General features: G+C 70.5%; 15 protein-coding genes and 1 pseudogene. 8 read left to right on the top strand and 8 right to left on the bottom strand.

What is annotated here, in order from left to right:
- Nucleotides 1–49 precede the first annotated feature (49 nt).
- Nucleotides 50–1,678 (top strand): ABC transporter ATP-binding protein/permease, encoded by a 1,629-nt coding sequence (locus KME79_RS28525; protein ID WP_219547364.1) that lies wholly within the window; start codon nucleotides 50–52, stop codon nucleotides 1,676–1,678.
- Nucleotides 1,675–3,333 carry an ABC transporter ATP-binding protein gene (locus KME79_RS28520; protein ID WP_219547362.1) on the top strand — a complete coding sequence of 553 codons (1,659 nt, stop codon included), beginning with the start codon at nucleotides 1,675–1,677 and terminating at the stop codon, nucleotides 3,331–3,333. The genes KME79_RS28525 and KME79_RS28520 overlap by 4 nt, the downstream gene beginning before the upstream one ends.
- Before the next feature lie 580 nt (nucleotides 3,334–3,913).
- Here KME79_RS28520 and KME79_RS28515 read toward each other — a convergent pair.
- The 4 genes and pseudogenes from KME79_RS28515 to KME79_RS46555 all read right to left on the bottom strand — a co-directional run.
- Nucleotides 3,914–4,438, bottom strand: coding sequence for a transposase family protein (locus KME79_RS28515; protein ID WP_219547360.1), 525 nt, complete (start codon nucleotides 4,436–4,438; stop codon nucleotides 3,914–3,916).
- Nucleotides 4,439–4,730: 292 nt separating this feature from the next.
- Nucleotides 4,731–5,102: a beta/gamma crystallin domain-containing protein gene (locus KME79_RS28510; RefSeq protein ID WP_219547358.1), complete on the bottom strand. Its 372-nt coding sequence runs from the start codon at nucleotides 5,100–5,102 to the stop codon at nucleotides 4,731–4,733.
- Between the two features lie 164 nt (nucleotides 5,103–5,266).
- Entirely contained in the window at nucleotides 5,267–5,698 is a 432-nt protein-coding gene (locus KME79_RS28505; protein WP_308249084.1) for an SDR family oxidoreductase, read from the bottom strand.
- 35 nt (nucleotides 5,699–5,733) lie between these two features.
- Nucleotides 5,734–5,943: pseudogene (locus KME79_RS46555) on the bottom strand (SDR family NAD(P)-dependent oxidoreductase); the annotation flags it as partial.
- Nucleotides 5,944–6,191: 248 nt separating this feature from the next.
- Between KME79_RS46555 and KME79_RS28500 the strand changes: the two are divergent.
- The 4 genes from KME79_RS28500 (at nucleotide 6,192) to KME79_RS28485 (ending at nucleotide 9,831) form a co-directional block, all read left to right on the top strand.
- Nucleotides 6,192–7,091 (top strand): helix-turn-helix domain-containing protein, encoded by a 900-nt coding sequence (locus tag KME79_RS28500; protein ID WP_219547356.1) that lies wholly within the window; start codon nucleotides 6,192–6,194, stop codon nucleotides 7,089–7,091.
- A 357-nt stretch (nucleotides 7,092–7,448) separates the two neighbouring features.
- A complete protein-coding gene (locus KME79_RS47525) occupies nucleotides 7,449–7,997 on the top strand; it encodes a recombinase family protein (protein WP_219547504.1) in 549 nt (182 codons plus the stop codon).
- A gap of 361 nt (nucleotides 7,998–8,358) precedes the next feature.
- Nucleotides 8,359–9,582, top strand: a complete 1,224-nt coding sequence (locus KME79_RS28490) for a coiled-coil domain-containing protein (RefSeq protein WP_219547354.1) — start codon at nucleotides 8,359–8,361, stop codon at nucleotides 9,580–9,582.
- 54 nt (nucleotides 9,583–9,636) lie between these two features.
- Nucleotides 9,637–9,831, top strand: coding sequence for a DUF4158 domain-containing protein (locus tag KME79_RS28485; RefSeq protein WP_219547352.1), 195 nt, complete (start codon nucleotides 9,637–9,639; stop codon nucleotides 9,829–9,831).
- A gap of 20 nt (nucleotides 9,832–9,851) precedes the next feature.
- Here KME79_RS28485 and KME79_RS47740 read toward each other — a convergent pair whose 3' ends face one another.
- Together KME79_RS47740 and KME79_RS28475 are read right to left on the bottom strand one after the other, a co-directional pair.
- A complete protein-coding gene (locus tag KME79_RS47740) occupies nucleotides 9,852–10,364 on the bottom strand; it encodes a tyrosine-type recombinase/integrase (RefSeq protein WP_246640587.1) in 513 nt (170 codons plus the stop codon).
- Between the two features lie 239 nt (nucleotides 10,365–10,603).
- Nucleotides 10,604–12,082: a SulP family inorganic anion transporter gene (locus KME79_RS28475; RefSeq protein ID WP_219547500.1), complete on the bottom strand. Its 1,479-nt coding sequence runs from the start codon at nucleotides 12,080–12,082 to the stop codon at nucleotides 10,604–10,606.
- Nucleotides 12,083–12,683: 601 nt separating this feature from the next.
- Here KME79_RS28475 and KME79_RS28470 point away from each other — a divergent pair.
- A complete protein-coding gene (locus KME79_RS28470) occupies nucleotides 12,684–13,085 on the top strand; it encodes a MerR family transcriptional regulator (RefSeq protein WP_219547350.1) in 402 nt (133 codons plus the stop codon).
- A 25-nt stretch (nucleotides 13,086–13,110) separates the two neighbouring features.
- On the opposite strand, the gene KME79_RS28465 is transcribed toward KME79_RS28470, so the two are convergent.
- Nucleotides 13,111–14,511 (bottom strand): MFS transporter, encoded by a 1,401-nt coding sequence (locus tag KME79_RS28465; protein ID WP_372452483.1) that lies wholly within the window; start codon nucleotides 14,509–14,511, stop codon nucleotides 13,111–13,113.
- Nucleotides 14,512–14,616: 105 nt separating this feature from the next.
- Between KME79_RS28465 and KME79_RS28460 the strand changes: the two genes are divergently transcribed.
- Entirely contained in the window at nucleotides 14,617–15,225 is a 609-nt protein-coding gene (locus tag KME79_RS28460) for a TetR/AcrR family transcriptional regulator (protein ID WP_219547349.1), read from the top strand.
- A 280-nt stretch (nucleotides 15,226–15,505) separates the two neighbouring features.
- On the opposite strand, the gene KME79_RS28455 is transcribed toward KME79_RS28460, so the two are convergent.
- Nucleotides 15,506–18,022 (bottom strand): excinuclease ABC subunit UvrA, encoded by a 2,517-nt coding sequence (locus tag KME79_RS28455; RefSeq protein WP_246640586.1) that lies wholly within the window; start codon nucleotides 18,020–18,022, stop codon nucleotides 15,506–15,508.
- Nucleotides 18,023–18,242: the final 220 nt, after the last annotated feature.

Raw genomic sequence — 18,242 nt, 5'->3', positions numbered from 1 at the left:
CGCATCAAGTCGGCACATCGTGTGCTTCAGGGACTCGGAGGACAGCGCGTTGATCATTCATCGCCGGCTGCTGCAGCTGGCCGGGAGCGTGCGGGGGCCGTGCGCGGCCTGTGTGGCGCTTGGCCTGGCGGTCAGCGCCGCGTACGTCACCCAGGCGGTTCTGCTCACCGCGGCCCTGGCAGCCCTGATCCGCGGTGACACCCCGGCCGCGGTGCGCCTGCTGGCCTGGGTCTTCGCGGTGATCGCGGTGCGGGCGGCGCTCTTGTGGGCCAGAGAGGCGGTGACCGTGTGGGCGGGCGGGCTGATCAAAGCCAGGTTGCGCGACCGGCTGATCGTCCACCTGGGACGGCTGGGCCCCGCCCACCTGACCGGCACCCGCACGGGAAATGTGCAGACCACGCTGGTGGATGGCGTGGAAGGGCTCGACCCGTACTTCAGCCGCTACCTTCCGCAGGTCGTGGTCACCTTCTGCGTGCCGGTGGCGCTGGCCGGCTGGCTGTTCACGGTCAACGCGGCAGCGGCCGCCGTCCTGGCCGCCGCCGTGGCCGGTGTCCTGACCATCCCCAGGTTCTGGGACGCGACCCTGCTGCGGCGGGGACGTGGCCGCTGGGCCGCGTTCGCCGCGCTGGCCTCGGACTACCTGGAGGCGATGCAGGGCGTGGCGACGCTGCGGGCCTTCGGCGCGGTCGGCACCCTGGGGACGCGGCTGGCCGGGCGAGCCCATGATCTCTATCTGACCACGATGCGTCAGCTCAGGGTCTCCCTTGTCGAGACCGGGGTCAGCGCGTTCTTCGTGCAGGCGGGCACTGCCGGGGCCGTTCTCGCCGCGACGACCTCGGGCAGCGCGTGGGAGGTGTTCGCGGTCCTGGTGATCGCCGTCGAGTGCTTCCGTCCTGTGAAGAATCTCTCCAACGCCTGGCATGCCGGATATCTCGGGATAACGGCGGTCGACGGCATCGAGGTCCTGCTGGCGGCCTCCCCTGCCGTCGCGGATCGGGGAACGCGGCACGACTTCCCCACGCCACCTGCCATCACGTTCGAGGGCGTCACCTTCGCCTATCCGGGCTCCGAGCGGCCCGCCGTCCGCGAGGTCAGCTTCACCGTCGAGCCGGGCCGCACCGTCGCCCTGGTCGGCCCGTCGGGCGCGGGCAAGAGCACGCTGGCAGCTCTCCTGCAGCGCCACCACGACCCTGACGAGGGGCGGGTCAGCATCGGCGGCGTCGACGTACGCGACCTTTCCCTGGACGCCCTGCGCGGCGGCGTCGCGATCGTCGCCCAGGACACCTACCTCTTCCACGGCACCGTGGCCGAGAACCTGCGCCTGGCCAGGCCGGACGCCGGCGACGAGCAACTGATCGCCGCCGCCCGCCTGGCCGCCGCCCACGACTTCATCACCGAGCTGCCCGGCGGCTACGACACGCCTCTGGGGGAGCGCGGCGCGACGCTTTCGGGCGGGCAGCGGCAGCGCCTGGCCATCGCGCGGGCGCTGCTGGCAGACGCGCCCGTCCTGGTGCTCGACGAGGCCACCTCGCACGTGGACCCGCGCACCGAGCAGGCCCTTTCGCAGGTGCGGCGGGGCCGTACCTGCCTGATGATCGCCCACCGCCCCGACACCATTCGGCAGGCCGACCACGTGGTGACCCTGGAGAACGGAACCGTCCTGGAGGCAGTGGCATGAACCCGTCCATCCGCTGGCTCGCGGGAGCCGTCGGCGCGCATCGCCGGGCCTTCGTCTCCACCCTGGCCGCGAACCTGCTCGGCCAGCTGGCCGCGCTCGGGGCGGCCGTGACCGGCGCCTGGCTGGCCGGCCGGGCGATCGCCGGCCACATCGCGCCCCTCGACCTGGCCGGCGCCTTGCTCGGCTCGCTGGTCGTGGTGGCCACGCTGGCCGCCTGGTGGGAGACCTACGTCGCGCACGACCTGGCGTACCTGGTGCTGGCCAGACTCAGGGGGCAGGTGTACGACGCGGTCGCCAGGATCACCCCGGCCCGCCTGCTGGGCCGCCGCAGCGGCGACCTGTCGGCGGCCGCGCTGTCGGACATCGAAACCCTGGAATGGCTGTTCGCGCACACCCTTGCACAGCTCATCACGGCGGGCACGGTGCTGACGGCCGGAAGCGTGGCCGCGGCGATGATCGACCCCCTGTTGCTGACCGTCTCGCTCCCGCTGGCCGCATGTGTGCTGGCCGTTCCCCTGTGGCTGCGCAAGGCGTCGCGGCGGCACGGTGACGAACTGCGTGCCGCCACCGCCGAACTGACCGCCGACGTGGTCGACACCGTCCAGGGCATGCGCGAGCTCACCGCCTTCCGCGCGCTCGAAAGCCGGCGGGACCTGCTCGCGCGCAAGACCCGCAGGCTGGCCCGCGCCCACGCGGCGAACGCCGCCCGCGGCGGGCTGGAGGCGGCCCTCACCGACCTGCTTCTCGCCGTCGCGGCGGCGGGGACGTTGCTCCTGGTCGTCACGGTCATCCGGACCCCTGCCGACGCCCCCGTGGCCATGGTGCTGGCCGCCGGCTCTCTTGGCCCGGCGGCCCAGGTGGCGCTGCTGCTCAAGGAGTACGGCACACTGCGCGCCGCCGCCGACCGGGTGCGCACGCTGGTCACCGCGCCCGCGAACGTGCCCCCGCCACGAGACGCCCGCGAGGTGGCCACCCAGCCGGACGTGATCTTCGAGGATGTACGTTTCCGCTACACCCAGGACGGGCCGGACGTGCTGTGCGGGGTGTCCTTCCGCATCCCGTACGGCAGGACCGTCGCCCTGGTCGGCGCCTCAGGAGCGGGCAAGTCCACCTGCGTGTCACTGCTGCTGCGCCACTGGGATCCGGATGACGGCCGCATCCTGGTGGGCGGCGTGCCACTGCCGAACATCGCCGAGCCGCACCGGCACGTCACCGTGGTGCCACAGGACGTACACCTGTTCGCCGGCACGATCGGGCAGAACGTACGACTCGGCGCGCCCGACGCTGACGTGGCCGGTGCCCTACGTACCGCCCAGCTCACCGTCGACCCGGAGCTTCCCGTCGGGGAACGAGGCGTCACCCTGTCCGGCGGCCAGCGAGCCAGGGTGGCAGTCGCCCGGGCGCTGGCCACGCGGGCGCCGGTGCTCGTCCTGGACGAGGCGGTGGCCAACCTCGACCCCGACAACGAGGCCCGCCTCACCGAGGAGCTCCAGCGAGCAGCCGCGGGCCGGGCCACGCTGGTCATCGCGCACCGGCTGTCCACCATCCGGCAGGCCGACCACATCGTGCTGCTGGAGGAGGGACGCGTCGCCGCCGAAGGCCCTTACGACCAGCTCAGCGAGAGGTTGTCGCAGCTGTTCGCAGCGCAATCGTGAATGATGCTGTCCCTTCTCAATCGAGTTGGCGTGCGCGACAAGGTGTGACCTGGTGGACGCCAAGTCGACTGAGACATCCGGAGTCATGGCGGTCCCAGAATCATGGCGTGGCAGGTCGAATGTCTCAGATCACCTGGCGCATGATCATGGAAAGCTGCGGTGCCTGACGCGGTTGTTGGCGGTGGCCGAAGCGCCGTCCGGTCCTGTCTGGAGCACCAGGCGGTGAACGCGGCCATGTCCTCTTGCCGGACGTCGGGGACGTCCAGAGGGACGTTCTGACCGGCGGCCTGGCGGTCGAGGGCGGCCTGCAGGCGGGCGTGGCGGCGCTGGCCCGCCCGGCGCAACAGGCATCAGCACAGGGAGAGGCTTTTTCGGGCCTGGCCACATAGGGGCCCTGCCGACCGGGACGATCGCGACCTGACAGTACGAACGGTGACGATTCCGGCGAGCTGATCCCGCTCACCGTCAACGAGATCCGGCGTCTGCACGCCCACCTCGCCCAGCCCCGGCACCCTGCCAGCCGCCGGATCCGCTGCTCACGGTGGCGACGTCGGCATCAGACCCGCGCCCGCCGCTGCCATTACCAGAAGTCGTCGACGCCCAGCACTGTGACCTTCCCTATCTCGGGATCGGGCAACGCCCGCAGTGTCCGTAGCAGCGTGGATGGGCTGGCCGGCACGCCGACCAGGTAGGCCATGCGGGCACCGGCTCGCCCGGCAAGTGCTATCGCGATCGAGGTGAGAAGAGTGCGTAGGGCGGTGCTGCGACGGGCATGCCGCCGGGTCAGCCCGCCGACCTGCTCGGCGAAGATCTCTCGGTCGCAAGAGGGTTCGCCGCAGAAGCGGCGCACCTCCAGCTCGACCTTGACCGCCCGCCCGCCCGTCGCCAGATCCCATACGGTCCGGCGATACCGGCTGTGCACCCGGGTCGAGGGCAGCCCACACTTCGGGCATGGGGCTTCACTCGCCACGGTGCGCGCCGCGATCAGCATGGTGTCACCGAGGTCCTCAACATTGAGGACATCCATCTCCCGCAGCGCGGGGCAGAACAAACGAAGGCAGCAGGCGTTCTCGCCTGCCGAAGCATGCAGCACAATGATCCCCACGGCCGCTCGTCGGTGATCAGGTTCTCGACAAACCAGATCGTTGACGAGCGGCCATCTCCGTGTGGGGTCCGTTACAAGATCGCGATAACGAGAAACAGCACCGGGATCCTCTCGCCGAGCTCACCCTGAGTAGCTGATCATCGTGAGTGAGCCAGAGCCAGTTGATGTCAGTGGCGGTGACGCGAACTCGCGACCTCAATGTGGGAGCCCGGCTTTCCCGGGGCTGTGCCCCGGGGCCTTGCCGGCCGGAACGGCGATCGGGCAGGATCGCCGCCCCGATATCGCCGGCAGTTCAGAGGATCCTGATCCCCTGGATGCGGACCCCACCGGGATGGTTCGGCCACGTGAACACGGTCCACTTCGGGATCGGCTGAGCCGGCTGCCACCTTCCGTCCCCGTACCACTGGACGCGGTTGTTACCGGTCGAGATCCGGGTGACCCACCAGATGTTCAGGGCGTACATGTCCTCACCGGCGTTGGCGTAACAGTAGTCGACTGACGAGCTGCTGGTTGCGTGGATTGTGGCGCGCACGAGGTCGGTCCGGTCGCCGCACGGGACCTCATCGATCGCGTACGCCGCCGTCGGGAGGACGACGGCAAGTGAGGCCGTCACCGCGACGGACGCCAGAGTGGCCAGGGCCGCGCGCTTGGCGATGCGTTTCATGGACTTCTCCTTTGCAGGTGAGATTCATGCGGTGGAAATGGAGCCGGACTATCCGCAGACTTGACCAGGAGATCTCTGGCCACCTGCCGGGGTGGCTGTCTCGCTTCCGATAGGAACACCACGGCTCACGACCGGCTGCGATGCCACAGGGTGTCAGATCTGCCTCAGACGGGCTGGCCGACCGGCCGGATGGTCAGGGTGTTGAGGTCGACGTCGGCCGGCTGGCCGAGGGCGAAGCAGATGGCCTTGGCGATGGGCTCGGGGGACAGGGCGAAGGGCGGGACGCCGCCTTGCCAGAAGGCGGTGTCGGTCATGCCGGAGTTGACGAGCGTGACGCCGACGCCGCGGCTGGTGGCGTACATCCGCAGGTTCTCGGCCATGCCGGTGACGGCCCATTTGGTGGCGGAGTAGAGGTTGGCGGGGCTGTTCTTCAGGCCGGCGACGCTGCCGATGAGCACCAGCCGCCCGCCCGTGGTCTCGAGGTGAGGCAGGGCGGGGCCGAGGACGTTGGTGAGGACCATGGGCGCCCACAGTTCCGGGTCGCCGTCGGCGATGGTGCGTGGGTGGTCGGCGGGGATGAAGCCGACGTTGGCCACCGCGGGTGCAGGGCGCCGAAGTGTGCCACGGTGCGGGTCACGGCGGCTTGGGTGGCCGGCCAGTCGGCGGCGGCGATGATGCCGAGCAGCCGGTCGGGGTGGCCGGTCTCATCGAGGAAGTACTTGAGTTTGGTCTCGTCGCGGCCGGTGACGGCCACGCGGTGGCCGCGGTCGAGGAGCAATCGTGCGGTGTGGGCGCCGATGCCGCTGGTCGCGCCAGTGATCAGTACGGTCTTGCCCGTCATGGTCATACTCCCGGGTGCTGGAGGTCCTGGTGGTGCATCACAGGAGGGCGTCGACGGTGATGGGCGGCCCGATCACCACTACAAAAGCTGGTCGGACAGGGTCCATCTCCGTGTCGCAGGTCGCGTTCGATTCGCTGATCCCAGGAAACCCTCCTGGCCGGACGCGAGACAGAGCGCATTTATGGGGGGGATAAGCTCAACCCCCTTACCGTCGGCGCCTGCGCGAACCCTGCGGTTACCGTGGGAGCATGGACGACCGGCCCGACAACCGCGACCAGATCCGGGATTTCCTCGCCATCCGGCGCGCGAAGCTCACTCCGGAGCAGGTCGGGCTGCCCACCGGCGGTCGGCGCCGGGTCCCCGGGCTGCGCCGCGAGGAGGTCGCGCTGCTGGCCGGTGTGAGCACCGAGTGGTACACCCGGCTGGAGAAGGGCCACATCAGCGGCGTATCGCAAGAGGTACTCGACGCGGTCGCCCAGGCCCTTCGCCTGGACCAGGACGAACGCACCTACTTGTTCGACCTGGCCCAGGCCGCCCGGCCCGCCCGCCGCGCACCTTCGCGCCGCAAGGACGTCCAGGTCCCGCCGCGCGTCCAGTGGCTGCTGGACTCCATGACGATGTCGGCGGCGTTCGTACGCAACGGCCGCCAGGACATCGTCGCCCACAATGCGCTGGCTCGGGCCCTGCTCGCGCCGGTCTTCGACAGCCCTGCCACCACCCGGCACGGCCGCGCCAACCTCGCCCGCTACATCTTCCTCGACCCGGGCTCCCAGCGGTTCTTCGCCGACTGGGACACGGCCACCGGCATCAGCGCCGCGCTGCTGCGCGCCGAGGCCGGACGCGAGCCCCACGACCGGGCGCTACGCGACCTCGTCGGCGAGCTGTCCACGCTCAGCACCGCGTTTCGCGGCCAGTGGGCCGCCCACGACGTGCGCATCCGCCACGCTGGCGGCAAGCGGCTGTGGCACCCGCAGGTCGGCGACCTGGAGCTGACCTACCAGTCCCTTGACCTGCCCATCTCCAGCCGGACAGTGTACGACCTCACCATCTACACCACGGAACCGGGCAGCACCTCCGAAGAGCGGCTCAAGCTCCTGACCAGCCTGGCAGCCACCCAGCCGGCACACCCCACCAGCCAGCCGCGTTGAAGCGCGCCGACTTGCTCACGGCCTGCAGCTCGGGCACCTTCAGCTATGGCGAGCCGCTGCGCTGACCGGGCCCCGCGGACAGGCATCGAACGAACATCACCACGACCTGAACACGCGTTCACCCCAGCATGCCAGTCAACGTGCCTTTACGTGCCTGGCAAGATCACATCTCCCTGCCCTGCGAAAAGATGCGAACAACCCCAGATAGCCACGGCGACGCCTGTCATCATCGAGGTCCAGGTGTGCTTCGAGAAACGATCTCCCAGGGGGCGGCACGACGAGAGCGTGATCCCCGCCGTGCCAAGCCGATGGCGAGCGGGGGCGCAATCGACCGACTACGCCCCCTAGCTTGATCCAATCAGGACCCAGCGTCCGACCTGCCGAAACCGGACGCCGATCCAATCAGATCCGATACCCACTTCCGCCCCTCCTTTTCGCCCCCCAAAGTGGCATCAGAGCCCGCCGGACACCTCCCGGGCCACCCTGCGGGGAAGGAACCTGATCGGACAGGCCGACCGCGTCTACCTGCGACACTCCACCGACAAGCAGACCGACGCCCGCCAGCGGCACGCCCTGGCCGCGCTGATCGCCTCCGGCGCCCCCGTCTACGAGGACCCGGCCACCTCCAGCCGCCAGCTCTCCCTGGACCGGGCGGGGTTCACCAAGCTGCTGCACGAGGCCGCAGTCGGCGACACCATCCGCATCGCCGACGCCGCCCGCCTGTTTCGCTCGGTCGCCGACATCCGGGCAGCCGCAGGTCGGTCAGCACCTTGCCCTTGGCCGCGGTGTAGGCGTCCCCGGCCAGCAGCTCGGCGCGCGGATCGCGCCAGCGCGCCGAGGCTTGCGAGTAGATGTCGCAATCTGCACCTCCCCCTCTCCTGGCAGTCAACTGTGACGGATCCATAGTGAGCCCGATAGGGGTTGCGGTTGAGGGCATCGAACGTGTCGACTGCCTCGTACTCGCGAGCCGCGTCACAGCTCAGCGTTTCCGCTGACATTCAGCCTGCGCGTCACAGCTGCAATCAGCTGACCGACCCACTGAAGGGGTGTGGCGAACGTCCATGAAATTTAAGTGGCTGGTCCCACAGACCTCGTGAGACAAGACAGTGAAGATCACATGATGAGGAGATTGGCCATGGAGGGAGTCTCGGATAGTTACTTGCGGGAATGTTGCCTTCTCGCAAGTAACCTGTGCTCGTCTCGTACGCAACAGAACTGATTTTCTGAATACTGTTTTCCAGAAAATCAATAATGCTAGGATCCTGGCGTGACGGAAACCGACGTGGTGGTGACGCCGTGCAAGCACTGCGGGGCGCCGATCGAGCAGAGGCGGGGGAGAGGGAGGCCGAAGGAATACTGTCCCGACGGTGACTGCCAGGCCGCCGCCAAACGGGAGCGGGAGTTGCGGCGGGCCACGCCCGGGCTGGAAGGGGCGCTGGCCAGGGCCGAGCAGTTGTACGAGCGTATGGAGAGCGGTCTGTCGGCGGCCATCGAGCCGCTGGCCAGGGCACTGGCCGACGAGCTGAGCCCGGCGGGGGTCGAGGCGCGGATCAGTGCCGTTCAGGCCGAGGCGCACACCCGGGTGGCCATCGCGCGTACCGAGCGGGAGCAGGCGTTCGAGCAGGTGCGGCTGGCCCGTGAGGCGGCCGAGCACGCGCGGCGGCAGGCCCAGGAGATGCGGGCGCGCACGGAGGAGGCCGAGGCCGAGCGCGACACCGCGCTCGCCGACGCCGAGCGGGCGCGCGAGCAGGCGCTGGCCGCGTTGCGGGAAGCGGCGAGCACCGAACGCCAGGCGCTCCAGGCGGCCGAGGAGGCGGGCCGGCGCGCGGAGGCGGCCGATCAGCGGGCCGAGGAGGCGCTCCGCCGGGTCGAGATGACCGAGCGGGCCCGCGACCAGGCCGTTCAGGAGCTGGCCGAGCGGGTGGAGGCGGCCGAGGTCAGGGCTGAGGAGGCGCGGGCGCAGACCGTACGGGCCGGTCAGGACGTCGAGCGGGCGGTGGCGGAGCGTGATCGCGCCCGTGAGGAGACGGCGGCGGCCGTGCGTGCCCGTGAGCAGGCCGAACGGGACGTCGCGGGGGCGCTGGCCCGGGCGGAGGCGGCGGGGCAGGAGCGTGACCGGGCCGTCGCGCGTGCCGAGAGCGCCGAGCGCTCGGCCGCGGCGGCCGAGCGGGAGCGGGCCATCGCCCTGAACGAGGCCGCCGCGGCCAGGCAGGCGGCTGAGCAGGCGCGCGCGACGGCGGACGTCGAGGTGGCGCGGGCGCGCAAGGCCGCGGAGACGGAGACGGCCAAGGTCGAGAAGAGTGTGCGGCGGGAGCGGGAGCGGGTCGAGAAGGAGGCCGCCGCCGCGGTGCGGCAGCGTGACCAGGCGCTGCTGGAGCTGCGGGTGGAGCGGTCGAGGCTGGAGGACGTGCGTGCCGAGCTGGAGGCGGCCCGCGCCGAGGCCGCGCAGCTGCGGGAACGGGCGGTCGCGGCGGAGCTGCGGCTCGGCTGAGAGCGTCTTCGCCGCCAGGATCCGGGCCACTGCCATGAGCACGAGCGGCTCGGCGTGATCGCCGAATCGCGCCAGGACTCCCATCGCCTGGGCGTGGCCGTCCAGATCTGGACGATCCGGTACATAGGACTTCCGCCAGCGGTGCCGTGGCCGGTGGTGGACTATCTGGCCGAGCAGCTGAGGTCGCAGGTCGGCCTGTCGGTAAGGCTGGCCCCACCAGCCGCCATCTGGCAACATTCCCGCAGGTAGCTAGGGGCGTGAGTGGTTGTTTACACGGGGAACTGGTCGATGACGCCGCCGTAGGTTTCCTGGGCGGGTCCGAGCGCGATCTTGGAGTAGATCTCCAGCGAGGTGCGGCTGGCATGGCCGGAGTAGGGCTGGATGAGGGCGTCGTCGATGCCTTGGGACTTGAGCCAGGTGAACAGGAAGTGCCGCAGGCGGTGGGGTGGCATGTTGTGCGTCAGGCCGGCTTTGGCGGCGTAGCGGGCGAGCATGGCGCGGACGCCGCGGGTGGCCGAAGTCCAGGAACGTGCGGATCTGCGCCCGGTGGCGCTCGGCGGTGCGGCCTTCCCAGTCGAACAGACCCAGCTCGGCGGCGGGGACCTTGACCTGGCCGGCGACGAAGGCGACCGCCTCGTCCGGTAGTTCGGAGCGGCCTCGGGGAAGCGGCCGTGCTGGGCGAAGAACTTCAGCCATAACGCCAGCGCCAGCTTGGACGGGCCGGTCCGGCCGGTCAGCAGCCAGTGCTCGATCAGTTCGTCTTCGTCCAGGGTGCGCGCCATCGGGGTTCAGGTCTCTCTTCTACGCTCAGAGGGCGGCCTGCCGGCCGCCGCGGGCCTGACTGCGTGGAAGGTGCCGAGAACACGCGGAGGCGGCACTTCCTTCCCCGAAGCAGGTCCCATCTGGACGTACCGGCACCGGCATGTCCCCGAAACCGGCGAAGTGCCGATGCCAGTTGGCAACTCGGCACTTCGGTCTCCCCAGCAAGGCGGCCCGGCTGGTGGGGTCGGCACGGGCGGCGTCAGTGGCTGCCGGACAGTTCCCCGGACAGGGCGCCGTGCATACGGGCGCTGGGCGGGTTGAGCCCGATGATGCGCACGGTTTTGCCGCGGGCGGCGTACTTGGCTTCGACGGCGTCCAGGGCGGCCACGGTGGTGGCGTCCCAGATGTGGGCGTCGGTCAGGTCGATGACGACGTCGTCCGGATCGCTGGCGTAGTTGAACTGGGAGACCAGGTCGTTGCTGGAGGCGAAGAACAGTTCGCCGGTGACGGCGTAGACGACCTGGTGGCCGTCGGGGTCGACGACGGCGCTCACCTGGGCGAGGTGGGCGATGCGGCGGGCGAAGATGACCAGGCCGGTCAGCGAGCCGACGACGACGCCGATGGCCAGGTTGTGGGTGGCGACCACGACGGCGACGGTGATGACCATGACGCCGATCTCCCCGGCGGGCATGCGCTTGAGCGTGGCCGGGGCGACGGAGTGCCAGTCGAAGGTGCCGAAGGAGACCAGGATCATGACGGCGACGAGGGCGGCCATCGGGATCTGGGAGACCAGCGGGCCGAAGACGATACACAGCACCATGAGCATGGCGCCTGCGGTGAAGGTGGACAGGCGAGTGCGGGCGCCGTTCTTCACGTTGATCATGGTCTGGCCGATCATGGCGCAGCCGCCCATACCGCCGAAGAAGCCGGTGACGATGTTGGCGATGCCCTGCCCGATGGACTCGCGGGTCTTGGAGGAGCGGGTGTCGGTCAGCTCGTCGACGAGTTTGGCGGTCATCAGCGATTCCATGAGCCCGACCAGGGCGAAAGCGAGCGCGTAGGGGGCGATGAGGGTGAGGGTGCCGAGCGTGAACGGCACGTCCGGCAGGCCCGGCACCGGCAACGAGGAGGGCAGGGCGCCGCGGTCACCGACGGTCGGCACGGCCAGATGGGCGCCGATGGTCAGCGCGGTCAGCGCGATGATCGAGATCAGCGGGGCCGGGATCGCCTTGGTCAGCCGCGGCAGGACCACCATGAGGGCGAGCGCGCCGGCGACCAGCGGGTAGACGATCCACGGCACGTCGGTGAGTTCGGGCACCTGGGCCATGAAGATCAGGATTGCCAGGGCGTTGACGAAGCCGACCATGACGCTGCGCGGCACGAAGCGCATCAGCTTGGCCACACCGAGCGCACCGAGCGCGACCTGGATGAGGCCGCCGAGGATGACGGTGGCGATCAGGTAGCCCAGCCCGTGCTCGCGCGCCAGCGGCGCGACGACCAGGGCGATGGCGCCGGTGGCGGCGGAGATCATCGCGGGGCGGCCGCCGACGATGGCGATGACCACGGCCATGGTGAAGGAGGCGAACAGGCCGACGCTGGGGTCGACCCCGGCGATGATCGAGAACGAGATCGCCTCGGGGATAAGGGCGAGGGCGACGACCAGCCCGGCCAGGATCTCGGTGCGGGCCACCTTCGGGCTCAGCCAGGCGGGGCGGCGGGGGCGTAGCAGGGCCGACAGCCGGGAGGGCGCGGCCGGCGGATGGGCGGGCAGGGAGGAACGAGACAACGCGCAGCTTCCTTCAACGTGAGCGAACACCCCTTGCCGGAGGTCGGGCGCGGGCGTCGACAGCGGCGACGGCAGCGACCGACCCCAACGGGCCCGGGCGAGGAAAAGAGAAAAGAGGGGGAGGGCCGCCGGAAGTACAGCCCAGCTCCCGGCAAGGGGGCAGGCCGGCCGGCGGTGCCGGGCTAGGACGAGGTCATGGCGGGCAGCATGCGGCGGTGATCAGGGGCGTGCGCGCGTCGATGATGCGTACCTCGTGGTCGTAGAGTCCCGGTAAGGGTTCGCGGCCGGGGCCACTGCTCAGCGGCCTGGGCTCGGGCGCAGGCTCTGGTGTGAAGGGACGGCCGCGGCGCTGGTGGCGCGCACCTCGTTGTCCGCGTCCCAACCAGCGCAACTCTACCCTAACGTTAGAGTAGAGATCTGTTGGGGGGTTCGGGTCGTCTGCCCGTCCCGCCCGGATCAGGCGAGCGGTGAGGTTGTAGCAAACATGGACACAGCGGCGCTTTCCGCCCCTCGGGAGGGGGCCGTGCCCTCCTTGCAACGTGGTGCGGATCACATGCACATCGGGCAGGTGGCGGCGCTGACCGAGCTGTCGCTGCGCACCATCCGGCATTACGAGGAGGTCGGCCTGGTCCGACCCTCGGCGCGCAGCCAGGGCGGTTTCCGCCTCTACACCGAGGCGGACGTGGCCCGGCTGATGGTGATCCGCCGGATGAAGCCGCTCGGCTTCACGCTGGAGGAGATGGGCGAGCTGCTGGCCATCACCGACCGGCTCGACGACGGCGGCGCGGCGGCCCTGCAGGCGGCCGAGCGCGAGCAGTTGCTGGCGAGGTTGGGCCGCTTCGAGCAGGCCACTCGTGAACGCTGCGAGGTGCTGCGCACGCAGCTGAGCCGGGCCGAGGAGTTCGCCGCCGACCTGCGGCGGCACGCCGGTCAGTTGGCCGGCGGTGCTGCCTGACCCGCCGGCGCGCGGGAACGCCCGATCAGCGGGCGGGCTGCTGATCCGCCGGCTCGCCAGGGGCGCTGGGTGCGTCGGGGGCGTCGGGGGCGCTGTCGCGCCGTCGCGGCAGCGCGGCCGCCAGGAGGGCGACGGCGACCAGCACCACGGCCAGAACGGCGAACGCCCGCCCGTAACCGGCCGCCAGAACGTGCGCCGGTGCCGGACCGCCGCCTACGCCGGTCGGCCCCGCCGTCAGCGTGACCAGGACGGCCAGGCCGAGCGCGCCGCCGATCTGCTTGGCGGTGTTCATCAGTCCGGAGGCCGCCCCCGCATCGGCCGGGGCCACGCCTGAGGTGACCGTGACGGTCAGCGGCGTGTTCAGCAGGCCCGCGCCGAGCGAGATCAGCACGGCTGGGCCGCCGATGGCCGTCAGGTAGTCCTGCCCGGGGGCGATGCGGCTCTGCCACCAAAAGCCGGCCGCGCCGATCAGCGCCCCGGCGGCGATGAGCACGCGATCGTCGGCGCGGCGCATCAGCCACGGCGCCACCCGCAGGCCGACCAGCATGGTCAGCACAGTGTGCGGCAGGAAGGCCAGCCCGGCCTGCAACGGCCCGTAGCCCAGCACGTTCTGCAGGGACAGGGTCAGGAAGTACCACATCGGGTTCAGGCACGCCCCGGCCAGCAGCATCACCGTGTTACCCAGCCAGACCTGCCGCGGCCGCAGCAGCGCCGGGGGAATCAGCGGCGCCCGCGCCACGCGCACCTCGACCAGCGCGAACAGGGCCAGCACCACGGCCCCGGCGAGCACGGCGGCGGGCGCGCCGGACAGGCCATAGGCCAGCGCGCCCAGCCCGGCGCTGGCCAGCACCGCGCCGAGCACGTCCAGCCGCCGCCGGCCATCGCGCCCCCGGCCGGGGCCCAGCAGGCGGGCTGCGGCCAGGCAGGCCAGCCCGATCGGCACGTTGATCAGCAAAATCCAGCGCCAGGACAGGTATTCGGTCAGCGCGCCGCCGATCAGGTTGCCCGCCGTGCCGCCGGCCAGGCTCACCGCCGTCCAGATGGCGATCGCCCGGGTACGGCGCGGCCCCTCGGGGAAGGCCGACGTCAAGATCGTGAGCGTGGCCGGGGCCAGGATCGCCGCCCCCACCCCCTGACCGGCGCGAGCGGCGATCAGAGCGCCGGGCGCATCGGCCAGCCCGCCGGCCAGACTCGCGGTGGTGAACAGCGCCAGGCCCGCGACAAAGACGCGCCGGTGCCCGTACAGGTCGGCCAGCCGACCGCCGAGCAGCAACAGAGCGCCGAAGCTCAGCGCGTAGGCGTTGCCGACCCACGCCAGATGCCGGGCGTCGAAGCCGAGCGCGTGCTGGATGGACGGCAGAGCGACGTTCACCACCGACACGTCCAGGACCACCATGAATTGCGCGGCGCACAGCAGCGCCAACACGACGGGCACTGGCCCTCCCCTCCCGTATAGCGATGTGTTCACATCGCAGTACTGCGGCCCAGCATATAATCCGATGTGAGCACATCGAGAAACTGGGAGGGGTCCATGGGCAGGGGGCCAGGTGCGCAGCACGTGCAGCGGCGCAACGAGATCGCCGACGCGGTGCTCGCCATCGTCGCCGACCGCGGCCTGGCCGCGGTCTCGCTGACCGAGGCGGCCGCCCGAGCGGGCGTCTCACCCGGACGCGTGCAGCACTACTTCCCCGCCAAGCAGCAACTCCTGGAAGCCGCCTTCGAGCGCGGCAACGAGCTGTCCAGCGCCCGCATCCGGGCCAAAGCCGGCGCCGACCTGCAAGCCGCCGAGCCCCGCCTGGTGCTCACCACGGTGCTGAACGAGCTCATCCCCTACGACGCCGCCAGCCAGGCCCACATGCGCGTACGGCAGTCCTTCCACGCCCTGGCGCTGGCCGACGGGCAGATCGCCGCCCGGCTCCGCCAGCTGTATGACGCCTTCCACCGGGACATGACCGACCTGCTGCACGCCGACCAGAACGCCGGCCACCTGGCCCGCGACACCGACCCGCACCGGCACGCGGTCAGCCTGGTAGCACTCGCCGAAGGCCTGGCCACCAACGTGCTCATCGGCGTCACCACCAGCCAGGCCGCGCAACAACACCTGCTGGCGGCCATCGCCGACCTGTACAGCCGGGCTTAACGATGGGAGTCGATCGCGCCTATCGCGGGTCCTGAGCTGCGAGAACACAACAGGTGGCGGCTGGTGGGGCCAGCCTTACCGACAGGCCAGGTCAAGAGGTACGGCGAGCGGCTGGATACGGCGTATGGGCACGCGTGGACGGGACGCCTACGGCTATCGGCAGCGGCAGGACGTGCATCGGCGGATCAAGGAGCTGGGTGAGGCCCAGGTGCACGCCGCCGGACGGGAAACCCCCTTGGGGTGCCGCTCCACCACCAGCGGCCGCACCGCGCCCCGCCCCTCAGCAGCGCGCGCCTTCTTGCATTTCCAGGAGCGGCAGGCCCGCAGCGTACCGACGGAAGAAACCGGCTGTCGGGGTGTCCGCGGACGCGACGGCGTCCGGGGTGCCCTCCGCGATCACCGCGCCCCCATCCGGACCGGCTCCCGGCCCCAGGTCGATCACCCAGTCCGCGGACGCGGCGACGGGGATGTCGTGTTCGGCCACGACGACGGTGTTGCCCGAGTCGAGCAGCACGTCGAGCGCGTCCACCACCCGCTGGATGTCGGACGGGTGCAGGCCCGAGACGGGTTCGTCGAGGACGACGAGGCCCGCCTTGCGGCCTGCGGCGCCGCGCTGGATAGCGGAGGCCAGCCTCAGCCGCTGCGCCTCACCGCCGGACAGCTCTGTGGCGCTCTGGCCGAGCTGGAGATAGCCGAGTCCGACCTGGTTCAAGGCTCCCAGGGTCTCCGCGAGTTGCCGGGGTCGGGAGAACCGCTCCACAGCCTCGGCGACGGTCAGCTCCAGCACCTGATCGATGGCCAGCCCTTGGTACCTGATCTCCAGAGCCTCCGGCTTGTAGCGTCGGCCCTCGCACGCGTCGCAGACCACCCACACATCCGGCAGGAAGTGCATGTCGACAAGCTTGCGGCCATAACCGGTGCAGGTTTCGCAACGGCCGCCGCCCGCGGTGTTGAAGCTGAACCAGGAGGCATTGACGCCGCGTCCGCGCGCCACGTCGGTTTCGGCGAACAGCTTGCGGACCAGGTCGAACGCCTTGCTGTAGGTGGCCGGGTTGGAGCGCGGCGTCCGCCCGAGTGGTGCCTGATCGACGACGGCGACCCAGTCGAACCCTTCCAGGCCGATCACCTGCTGCACCGTGTCGGTCATCGTCCCGTTCAGGGCGGCCTCCACACTCCCCGCGAGCGCGCCGAGCAGGCTGCTCTTGCCGCTGCCGCTCACCCCGGTCAGGCAGGTGAGCCGACCGGCGGGGAAACGCACCAGGTCGGCGGTCAGGTTGTGGGCGCGCAGGCCGTGCAGCTCCACCCAGCGGGTTCCGTCACCGATCGGACGGCGGGTCCGACGCAGCCGCGGCCCCTCACCGGCCAGATAGCGTCCGGTCAGCGACACCGGGTGGGCGGCCACGTCGGCGGGAGGTCCCGACACCAGGATCTCACCGCCGAGGCGGCCGGCACCGGGCCCCATATCGATCACCCAGTCGGTCCGGGCGATCAGTTCGGGGTCGTGCTCGACCAGGAGCACCGTGTTGCCCGCCTTGCGCAGCTCCAGGGCGATGTCGAGCAGGTGCGCCTTGTCCGCCGGATGCAGCCCGGTCCCGGGCTCGTCCAGGACGAAGACGAGGCCGCTCAGCTCGGTACTGAGCTGAGCGGCGAGCCGGGTTCGCTGCAACTCGCCCCCGGACAGCGTCGCCGCACTCCGCGACAGCTGGAGATGGGACAGGCCGAGCCGGTCGAGGATCCCCAGCCTGCGGCCCAGGTCCTGCAGCAGCGGCTCACCCACCTCGCGCCGCCGGGCGTCCAGGTCGTCCGCCACGCGCTTCGCCCAGCTGCGCACCTCCCGGACTTCTACCTCGATCAGGTCGGGATAGGTGAACCCCCCGAGCCGCACGGACCGGGCCACCTGGTCGTACCCGCTGCCGCCGCAGGTGCCGCACGGCTGCTTGCGCATGTACGGCAGGTAGCGCTCCTTGGCGCTGGAGGTCTGGGCGTTCACGAACACCCGCTCCACCTCGGCGAGCGCGCCCCGCAGCGGCTGGCTCGAGGTGTACGTCACCGAGACCGTCTCCTTCTTGTTCGACATGTCGACGGTGGCCTCGACCTTCTCCTCTCCCGTGCCGTACAGCACACAGCGACGGAACTCCTCAGGCAGCGACTGCCACGGCCGGCCGAGGTCCACTCCCCGCTTCTCGGCGAGGGCGGGCACGAACGCGTGCTCACCCGACCGCCACTTCGCGTACCAAGGGGAGGCCCCCTCGAAGAGCGGAAGCTCCGGATGGGTGATGACCAGGTCCTCCTGCGCCTGCCAGCGCCCGCCCACCCCATGGCAGTCCGAACAGCTCCCTTCCGGCGTATTGCGGTCGAAATGAGCGGTCGTCAGAGGCCCGTTCCCGTGTTCCGCCGGGTCGGCGCCGATCGCGGGAAGGCGCGAGTACAGCAGTCCCAGATGCCCGTCGATGCCGGTGATCGTGGCGACCGTGGACCGTGGGTTGCGGTTCAGACGGCGCTGGTCGACCGCGAGCGTCGCGCCGAGTCCCAGGATGCGGTCGACCTTCGGCCGATTGCGCTGGGTGATGTACTGCCGCACGAACGGCGAAAGTCCCTCCAGATACCGCAGCTGGGCCTCGTTGTGCAGGGTGTCGATGGCCAGCGAGGTCTTGCCGCTGCCGCTCACTCCGGTGAAGGCGATGAGCCGCCCCTTGGGTATGCTCACCGACACGTCCCGCAGGTTGTTGGTACGAGCCCCCACCACCTTGATGGCCTCGCCGTCCACACTCACGACGTCCCGTACGAACGCAGTCAACCTTCGTCCATCCTCTCGCGACACAGCAGAGCATGGGCGGATAGGCACCCCACCCATGCCGAACAAACCGATCACGCCACTGCATGGCGGCGCTGTATGCGGCCATCTAAAACTCCAGGTCGGCGGACAGGTGACTCCAGGTAGATGGCCAGAAGGGTCCCGGTAGACGGACATCGGAAATCCTGGTCGATGGCCACGTAATCTCTTGATCTTGCTCGTG

This window comes from Nonomuraea harbinensis, assembly GCF_019396385.1.
GTDB lineage: Bacteria > Actinomycetota > Actinomycetes > Streptosporangiales > Streptosporangiaceae > Nonomuraea > Nonomuraea ferruginea.
Note: the sequence above shows the minus strand (reverse complement) of the source record. Positions and strands in the feature narration are given on the sequence as shown.

Coding starts and splice junctions, on each gene's coding strand:
- KME79_RS28520 (WP_219547362.1), top strand. CDS start 1,675: ATGAACCCGTCCATCCGCTGGCTCGCGGGAGCCGTCGGCGCGCATCGC.
- KME79_RS28500 (WP_219547356.1), top strand. CDS start 6,192: ATGGACGACCGGCCCGACAACCGCGACCAGATCCGGGATTTCCTCGCC.
- KME79_RS28470 (WP_219547350.1), top strand. CDS start 12,684: ATGCACATCGGGCAGGTGGCGGCGCTGACCGAGCTGTCGCTGCGCACC.
- KME79_RS28510 (WP_219547358.1), bottom strand. CDS start 5,102: ATGAAACGCATCGCCAAGCGCGCGGCCCTGGCCACTCTGGCGTCCGTC.
- KME79_RS28460 (WP_219547349.1), top strand. CDS start 14,617: ATGGGCAGGGGGCCAGGTGCGCAGCACGTGCAGCGGCGCAACGAGATC.
- KME79_RS47740 (WP_246640587.1), bottom strand. CDS start 10,364: ATGGCGCGCACCCTGGACGAAGACGAACTGATCGAGCACTGGCTGCTG.